Annotated in this window: 8 protein-coding genes; 3 read left to right on the plus strand and 5 right to left on the minus strand. The window is 67.1% G+C overall.

The genetic code is table 11. From position 1 onward, the window contains the following. Nucleotides 1-94: 94 nt before the first annotated feature. Nucleotides 95-343 carry a hypothetical protein gene (locus tag HXX10_RS23340; RefSeq protein WP_296525664.1) on the plus strand — a complete coding sequence of 83 codons (249 nt, stop codon included), beginning with the start codon at nucleotides 95-97 and terminating at the stop codon, nucleotides 341-343. 410 nt (nucleotides 344-753) lie between these two features. Here HXX10_RS23340 and HXX10_RS23345 read toward each other — a convergent pair whose 3' ends face one another. Together HXX10_RS23345 and HXX10_RS23350 are read right to left on the minus strand one after the other, a co-directional pair. Beyond that, nucleotides 754-2,403 (minus strand): phosphoenolpyruvate carboxylase, encoded by a 1,650-nt coding sequence (locus HXX10_RS23345; protein ID WP_296525665.1) that lies wholly within the window; start codon nucleotides 2,401-2,403, stop codon nucleotides 754-756. A 139-nt stretch (nucleotides 2,404-2,542) separates the two neighbouring features. Beyond that, on the minus strand, nucleotides 2,543-3,028 hold the full coding sequence (locus HXX10_RS23350; protein ID WP_296525666.1) for a phosphoenolpyruvate carboxylase: 486 nt from the start codon (nucleotides 3,026-3,028) through the stop codon (nucleotides 2,543-2,545). A gap of 130 nt (nucleotides 3,029-3,158) precedes the next feature. On the opposite strand from HXX10_RS23350, the gene HXX10_RS23355 reads away from it, so the two are divergent. Further along, the gene (locus tag HXX10_RS23355) at nucleotides 3,159-3,416 is read left to right on the plus strand and encodes a hypothetical protein (protein WP_296525667.1); all 258 of its coding nucleotides are present in this window, start codon (nucleotides 3,159-3,161) and stop codon (nucleotides 3,414-3,416) included. A 140-nt stretch (nucleotides 3,417-3,556) separates the two neighbouring features. Here HXX10_RS23355 and HXX10_RS23360 read toward each other — a convergent pair whose 3' ends face one another. Beyond that, on the minus strand, nucleotides 3,557-4,471 hold the full coding sequence (locus HXX10_RS23360) for a hypothetical protein (RefSeq protein WP_296525668.1): 915 nt from the start codon (nucleotides 4,469-4,471) through the stop codon (nucleotides 3,557-3,559). A gap of 364 nt (nucleotides 4,472-4,835) precedes the next feature. Here HXX10_RS23360 and HXX10_RS23365 point away from each other — a divergent pair, with 364 nt between their 5' ends. After that, on the plus strand, nucleotides 4,836-5,879 hold the full coding sequence (locus HXX10_RS23365) for a LacI family DNA-binding transcriptional regulator (protein WP_296525669.1): 1,044 nt from the start codon (nucleotides 4,836-4,838) through the stop codon (nucleotides 5,877-5,879). Nucleotides 5,880-6,132: 253 nt separating this feature from the next. On the opposite strand, the gene HXX10_RS23370 is transcribed toward HXX10_RS23365, so the two are convergent. Beyond that, nucleotides 6,133-7,092, minus strand: a complete 960-nt coding sequence (locus HXX10_RS23370) for a tripartite tricarboxylate transporter substrate binding protein (protein WP_296525670.1) — start codon at nucleotides 7,090-7,092, stop codon at nucleotides 6,133-6,135. Nucleotides 7,093-7,171: 79 nt separating this feature from the next. Next, a partial coding sequence (locus tag HXX10_RS23375; RefSeq protein ID WP_296520054.1) for a 2-oxo acid dehydrogenase subunit E2 occupies nucleotides 7,172-7,290 on the minus strand: 119 nt, incomplete at its 5' end.

Below are 7,290 nucleotides of genomic sequence, written 5' to 3' on the forward strand. Positions count from 1 at the left end.
CCGGGCTCCTGCCTCGACGGCCGCTCCGGCGGCCGCGTCGTGTGCGCCGGCGAGCACGGGGCATGTCGACGCGCATCCGGACAACGAACAGGAGATGATGGTGGCACGAAATACGAAAGAGACCCGGGAACGGGCGGAAGCGAGCTTCAAGAAGAAAGCCCTTCAGGTTCGGGTGAGCTCGCAGGCCATGGCCGACTACGAGGCTGCAGGCGTCGCCGTGAGGACCAAGACCGAGCGACTGAAATCACTGCGGTTGGCAAAGGAGGTCAACGACCTGGTCACCCAGACGACGGCCGAACCAGCGAAGAAGACGCGGACTTCGGTGAAGACGTCATCGGGTTGAGACATGCGCTGAGTCGAGCTTCACGTCGATACACGATCCCGCACCGGCGGCGACCAGCACCAAGCCAGGCCATTCGGTCGGTCGCGCCAAGGACGGCCATCGTCGTCAGTTGCTACGATCGCGGGGACCGTGTCGACGACTTCGGGAGATCCGCGATTGCATCGGCGGACGCGGCCATCTCCCGATCATCGACGTCAAGTCGCGCCAGACTGCGGGATCGAGCAGCAAGAGGCGCGGGAGACCGGTCTCCCAATGCGAGGCAGAAGACAAATAATTCTCTGCACTGGCAGGATTATTGCCAGCTCGAAACGCTTCTCGTCATCCCGTCGTGCCGAGCCCGCGCGCGATGGCATTGACGGTGAGCAGGAGGGGGTCAGCAGCCGCTCGGCCTCCTCCGGCGTGTCCGCCCGTCACCAGCGGCGCAACAGGCGGATCTGCTCCATGTGCAGGACCCGCAGGGCGACCGCCCGCAGCTCGATGGAGCGCGCCAGCGTCGGGCGTTCGAGATCGAGCCGGCGGCCATATATCTCCTCCAGCCGCTGCTGCGTCAGCGCATACTCGGCCTTGATGGCGCCGAGGAAGCGCGCTCGCACGGCCTCGTCCTCCACCAGCTCCGCATAGGCCGCCATGGTGTCGGGGCAGGCGGTGGCGATGCTGGTGGTGACGTTCGCCAAAAGATAGTGCAGCGCGGGCCAGGCGTGGATCTGCTGCGCCTTGGCGAGCGCGTCGAAGCCGTCGGGATCCTCCGTCTTCAGCACGGTGAGGCCGCTGCCGACGCCGTACCAGCCGGACAGATAGAAGCGTGACTGGCTCCAACTGAACACCCACGGGATCGCACGCAGATCCGCGATGGTGCGGGCGCCCGTGCGGCGGGACGGCCGTGAGCCGATCCGGCTCCGTTCGACCACGTCGATGGGCGTCGCCTGGCCGAAGAACGTGACGAACCCGTCCGCCGTGACCAGCTCGGCATAGGTGCGACGGCTGGCGGCGGCGAGCCGGTCCATGGCGGCCGCGACCGGGGGATCGTGCTCGCCGTTGCGATCGTCGAGCAAAGTGCGGCGTGCGGCGCCTGCGGCCTGGAGCTCGAGATGATGGGCCGCGGTGATGCGGTCGGCGAATTTCTGGGAGACCACCTCGCCCTGCTCGGTCATCCGCAAGGTCCCCGAAACCGAGCCGGCCGGCAGCGCGTCGAGGAACCGGTGGGTCGGGCCGGCGCCACGGCTGACCGTGCCGCCGCGACCGTGACAGAAGCGCACCCGCACGCCGGCCGTTCGCCCGACTGCGATCATCGCCTCCTGGGCGCGGTGCAGCGCCCAAAAGCTGGCGAGGATGCCGCCGTCCTTGTTGGAATCGCTGTAGCCGATCATCACCTGAACGCTCGGCGGCTCGCCGCTCTCGCGCGCCTGCTCGATGACGCTCGCGCGGGTGATCGGGTGGTCCAGGAAGCCGGCGAGGATCGCGGCGCCATGCTCGAGATCGTCGATGGTCTCGAACAGCGGCACCACCGGCAGCCGGCAGAACACGCCCTTGGCGTCCTGCTCCAGGAGTCCGACCTCGCGCGCCAGCAGGTAGACCACCAGCAGGTCCGAGAGCGAGCGCGTCATGCTCACGATGAGGGCGCCGAGCCCGCCCGGTCCATGCTGGTCGAGCTCGTCGAGCACGACGCGGTAGCAATCGAGGATCGCGCTCGCCTCCGGGCCGATCTCGAGGTGCGGCCGGGTGAACGGCCGCGGCGAGCGCAACTCGGCGGTCAGTAATTCGAGGCGGCGAGATTCCGGCCAGTCCGGAAATTCGGCCGCCCCCTCGACGCCGGCCGCCAGCATGAGCTGCGACAGTGCGAGATCGTGGAAGCGGCTGTTCTGGCGGATGTCGAGAGCCGCGAGATGAAAGCCGAAGCTGCGGACGGCCTCTGCCACCGGCGCGACGTCGGTGCGCACCAGGCGCGCCGCACCGCAGGCGGCGAGCGAGCGCGCCAGCACGTCGAGATCGGCGAGCAGGTCGCCGGCGCAGCGGTAGGCGCCCGGACGGTCGCCGGCGGCGTCCGGCAGGCGCGCCACCATCAGATTGATGAACTGCCGCCACGGCTCGCCCGGATTACGTTCGATCTGCGCCGTGCCGATGTCGCCGAGCGCTGCCGCGTGGCGCGCCAGGCATCGCGCAGGCGGCGCGACAGCAGCGGCCGCACCGACGGGAACACGTTCACGAGGTAGTGCCGGATGTTGCGGACCTCGGAGGCGATGTCGGGCTTTTCGAGGTAGACTTCGCCGGTTCGCCACGCCGTTCCAGCACCGCCTTCATCTGCTCGCGGATGTCGTCCTGCTCGCCCGGCGTCCACATCTGGTTCTCGCGCCGCACCAGCAGCAGGTAGAGCTCGCGGTGATGCTTGATGACGGTCGCGCGCTTGGCCTCGGTCGGATGCGCGGTCGACACCGGCTCCACATGGATATGGGGAAGCGCGGCGGCGATCTCCTCCGGCGACAGGCCGGCGGCGACCAGCCGGGCCAAGGTGTTCTCCCAGGTGTGCCGGACTGCGTCCGCAGCGTGCCGGCGGTCTGCATGGCGCGGTGTGCCTGCGCGTAAGCGTTCTCCTCCGCCATGTTGAGCAGCATGAAGGCTGTGGAATAGGCCTGCGCGATGCGCTCGGCGTCGGGCGCATCGGCGGCCGCCGCCGGCTTGCCGACCCACGGCAGGCGTGCCGCGATGCTGCCCTCGCCGAGCTCCGCCAGAACCTCGCGGAAGCAGGTGATCAGGAATTCGAGGTCGCGGCCGACCTTGGCCAGGCGCTCATAGGCATTGAGGCGTTCGACAATCGGCATTGGTCGGCTCGATCTTCACGGGAATCGTCATGACAAGCCGCATAAATCGAATGGAGCGGCTGTCGACCGAGATTGCCGTGGGGGTCCTGCATGCGCAAGCCGTGGCGACCCCGCGCGGGGCCGCGCCGGTCGAGTGGGCGGACGGCGCGTCGCATTTCTTCGCCGGCGCCTTGAATGCATCGGCCCGCTTCGGGCTGTCCTTGATGCTGCGAACGCCCTGCTCGGTGAAGCAGGCGAGCAGACACGGGTCGCCATAATGGCCTCCCTGGCGGCTCGCGCGCGTTTTTTGGAGCGCGAATTTCAAAGCCGGACAATATAGCGCAACCAAAAGTTGTATGAGCGTGCGAAGGTGGCACTGGACAGGCGTCCCTGCCCTCAGCCGCGGTGGCCGGCCGGCTCAGACCGGCGGGCCGGTCCGGGGCTTCTGGCCGAACCCGAACCGCGACAATCCGGCCGATGCGAAGTCGCGGAAGAGCCAGAGCCAAGCACCGACCAGCGAGGCGAGCAGCATGGCAGCCGCATCTCGATTCCACGCCCGAGGGAGGATGTCCGTGGCGAGCAGCAGCAAGGTGAGAAGCGCCACGACGACGGTTGCGACCGTGGCGGCGCGCAGCCGTTCTGCCTTGCTTTCGATGATCCAGCCGACCAGCGTGAGGAACAGGGCGATGAGCAGGCCGACGAGCCAGACCCCGACCAGCCCGAGGATCACGGGCCGCAGGCCACCCGACCCCGACAATTTGTCCGCGCCGCTGGCATGCAGCCACCACAAGGCGAAAAGGCCGGTGCTGATCAAGGACATCGCGGCCGTCCACACGAGAGATCGCTGGAAGTGGTTCGCGAAGCTGCTGCTCTTCTCCGGAGCCAGCCTTCGAAAGTAGGATGCGGCGATCATCGCGACGATCGCGTATCCGGTCGACAGGAACAGCGACGTCAGGCGGCCGATCGACGGTGTCAGGCGATCGCGGACGGCGTCGAGCAGCGCGGTTTCGACTCCCCAGATGGCGTCGCCCCACCACCAGGTCAGGATGAGCGGCCCCGAGTTCAGGATCAGAACGAGTGCGGCCGCAAGCGCTTCGACACAGACGGCGAGGAATCGCGATGTCGGACGCTTCGTCGCCATCAAGGTCGCCGATGCCGCCGCGGTGACGAGCGTAAGGCAACCCAGGACGACGACCTCCGCCAGGGCCCTGGGCATGACGGCGCTCAGCCCGTTTCTCAGCATATCGAGAATCTCGAACACAGCCCCTGACGACGGCTTGCCGTCGCTCCCTTGATGATCGACGATAATAGGCCCGGCGCCGCTGCGGCACAATGAGCGCTCCTCGACCGACTTCGGTGTCGTCGGTCTCGTCCGACGTCGCCGGTAGGGCCGCCGTGGGGCAAGCGATGCGTCCGGCGTTCAGAAAGTCCGTTTGCCCTCGGCACGGGATCGTCTGTCGCCCGACGCGGGCACGCCTGCACGGCCTCGGCCTCGTGAGCGCCGATGGTCAGGAATGGGCGCGGCGGTGTCGAAACGGCGCCATTCGGGTTCGCCAGTCTCGCGTTGCCTTCGGGAGCTTTCGTGTGCCTGGTGACACGAACGGTGCGTTGCATTGACGCTCGGGGCTAAATACACTCGTCGCAAACTTGCAACAGGCTTTCCGGCGATACCCCGACGTATGCGCACACGTTTGACGATGAGCGACATCGCGAAGATCGTGGGTGTCCATGTCTCCACGGTGTCTCGCGCCCTGGACCCGAAGACCAGCCATCTGATTTCGCCGGAGATCGTCGCCAAGATCGCGGAGGTGTCGGCCAAGCTCGGCTTCCGTCCGAATGCCGCCGGCTCCTCGCTCCGCACCAACAGGTCACGCACGATCGGAGTCGTCGTTCCGGACATCACCGATCCGGTCTTCCCGCCGATCATGCGGGGGCTCGAGGACGGGCTCAGCCAACGCGGATATGCCGTGCTTCTGGCCAACACGGACGGGGACGAGGGCCGCGAGGCGGAAATCGTCTCGTCGATGCTGGCGCGGTCCGTGGACGGGCTGGCGCTGGCGAGCAGCAAGTACGACGACAAGCTCATCCGGCAGATCGACAATGTCCCGGTGGTGACCGTGATCCGGGAGACTGCCGATCCGATTGCGCCATGCGTCATCTTCGACGAATGGTGCGGCATTCGACACGCACTCACTCACCTCGTGTCGCTCGGGCATCGGCGGATCGCCAACATCGCGGGGCCCCGCGGGATTTCGACGGGCCACACCCGCTACGAAGCCTTCGAGCACTACCGCAGGGAGTTGAAGCTGCCACTCGACAAGCGGCTCGTGGTTCTTGCCGACGGATTCAACGAGCAGGAAGGCGAGCGCTGCGCCGAGCAGCTCTTCATCAGGACGACTGACTTCACTGCCATCTTGTGCGCCAACGATCGTCTCGCCATCGGCGCCATCGACGTGTTGAGAAGGCGGGGCCTCCGCTGTCCGGAAGACGTCTCCGTGACCGGCTTCAACGACATGCCCTATGTCGACCGGCTGGTTCCGGCGCTGACGACCATCCGGGTCCAGCAGTACAAAGCCGGTTACGAATCGGCGAAGCTGCTGATCGAAGCCATCGAGAGCAACCCGCCGAAGACGATGACGCCGTCGCGCACGGTTCTTCCGGTCGAGCTCGTCGTTCGCGGCTCGACCCAGCACATCGCCTTGAGAGGTCGGGCCCGGCGCGGTGTGGCCACGGTCAGGTGATACCAGTCTTCGTCAGCTTCGACCTTAATCGTCATTGCCGGGCTTGACCCGGCAATCCATCGAACTTCTGAAGAAGCTCTTTTGTAAGCGATGGATGCGCGGGTCGAGCGCGCGCATGACGAGTCGGAGATTGTGAAGACTGGTATGACTGGTCGTTCCGGTCGTCCCGGTTGTTCACGTCGCGCCGGGGCTGCCGGCGGTGGCGCGCAGCCCCCGTGACCAAAGCCGGTAGCCCGGCGGAGCCGCGGCTCCGTCAGTTCGCGCCGACGCCGGCGTCCCGCAGCACCTTGGCGTAGAGCTCGGCCTCGCGCTTGACCTGGGCGTCGAGCGCCTCCGGCGTGGTCGGCGACGGCACCGCGCCCTGGGCCTTCAGCTTCTCGATCACGTCCGGCATCGCGAGCGCCTTCGCGATATCCCGGCTGACCTTGTTGACGATCTCGCGCGGCGTCGCGGCCGGCGCCAGCACGGCGAACCACGAGTCGTAGTCGTAGGGCGGCACCGTCTCCTTGACGGCCGGAACGTCCGGCATCTGCGGGCTACGCTGGTTGGAGTTGATGGCGATGGCCCGAACCTTGTTGCCGGCGGTCAGCTCCTGGGCCAGCGGGATCGGCGTGAAGTAGAGCTGCGCGTCGCCGCGGATCACGGCCGTGGTCGCCTCCGGCGTGCCCTTGTAGGGGACGTGCACGATGTCGATCTGGGCCGCCTGCTTGAGCAGCTCCGCCGACAGATACGTCGTGCTGGCGATGCCGGCCGAGGAGAAGTTCAGCTTGCCGGGCGTCTCTTTGGCCAGCGCGATGAAGTCGGCCATGGTCTTTACCGGCAGGTCGGGCGGGACCACTGCGACCATCGGCACCGAGGCGACCTTGGTGACGCCGGCGAAGTCCTTCACCGGGTCGAACAGGATGTTCTTGTTGATGACGTTGGCGATCGTGTGCCCGTTGGAGGTCAGCATCAGCGTGTAACCGTCGGCCTGGCCCTTGGCGACGGCGGTCGTGCCCGGCAGGCCGGGACGGTTCTCGACGATGACTTGCTGCTTCCAGATCTCGGCGAGCTTGTCGGTGAGAATGCGGGCGAGACCGTCGGTCACGCTGCCGGCCGAGAACGGCACGACGATCCGCACCATCTGGTTGGGATAGGTTCCTTGTGCCCAGCCGGACGTCGTGAGCGCGAGCAGCGCCCCGCCGGCGAGGGCGATCGTCCTCAGCATTCGCATCAGTCGTTCCTCCGATATGTTATTTGAATCCTTGTTCGACGCGTAGGCCCGGCGGCCTCTCCGGCGCGCTGAGCGTCGGCTACACCAGGAGACCGACGGGGTGCTCGAGGCCGCGTTTGACGGCGGCGAGGAGCTTTGCGCCCAGCGCGCCGTCGACGACGCGGTGGTCGCAGGAGAGGGTCAGGGTCATGCGGGTCT

It is taken from the genome of Rhodoplanes sp., from assembly GCF_013377085.1.
In the GTDB taxonomy this organism is placed as follows: domain Bacteria; phylum Pseudomonadota; class Alphaproteobacteria; order Rhizobiales; family Xanthobacteraceae; genus Rhodoplanes.

Excerpts from the sequence above, each read along its gene's own strand:
- HXX10_RS23365 (WP_296525669.1), top strand. The coding sequence starts at position 4,836 with ATGAGCGACATCGCGAAGATCGTGGGTGTCCATGTCTCCACGGTGTCT.
- HXX10_RS23345 (WP_296525665.1), bottom strand. The coding sequence starts at position 2,403 with ATGGTGGCGCGCCTGCCGGACGCCGCCGGCGACCGTCCGGGCGCCTAC.
- HXX10_RS23340 (WP_296525664.1), top strand. The coding sequence starts at position 95 with ATGATGGTGGCACGAAATACGAAAGAGACCCGGGAACGGGCGGAAGCG.
- HXX10_RS23370 (WP_296525670.1), bottom strand. The coding sequence starts at position 7,092 with ATGCGAATGCTGAGGACGATCGCCCTCGCCGGCGGGGCGCTGCTCGCG.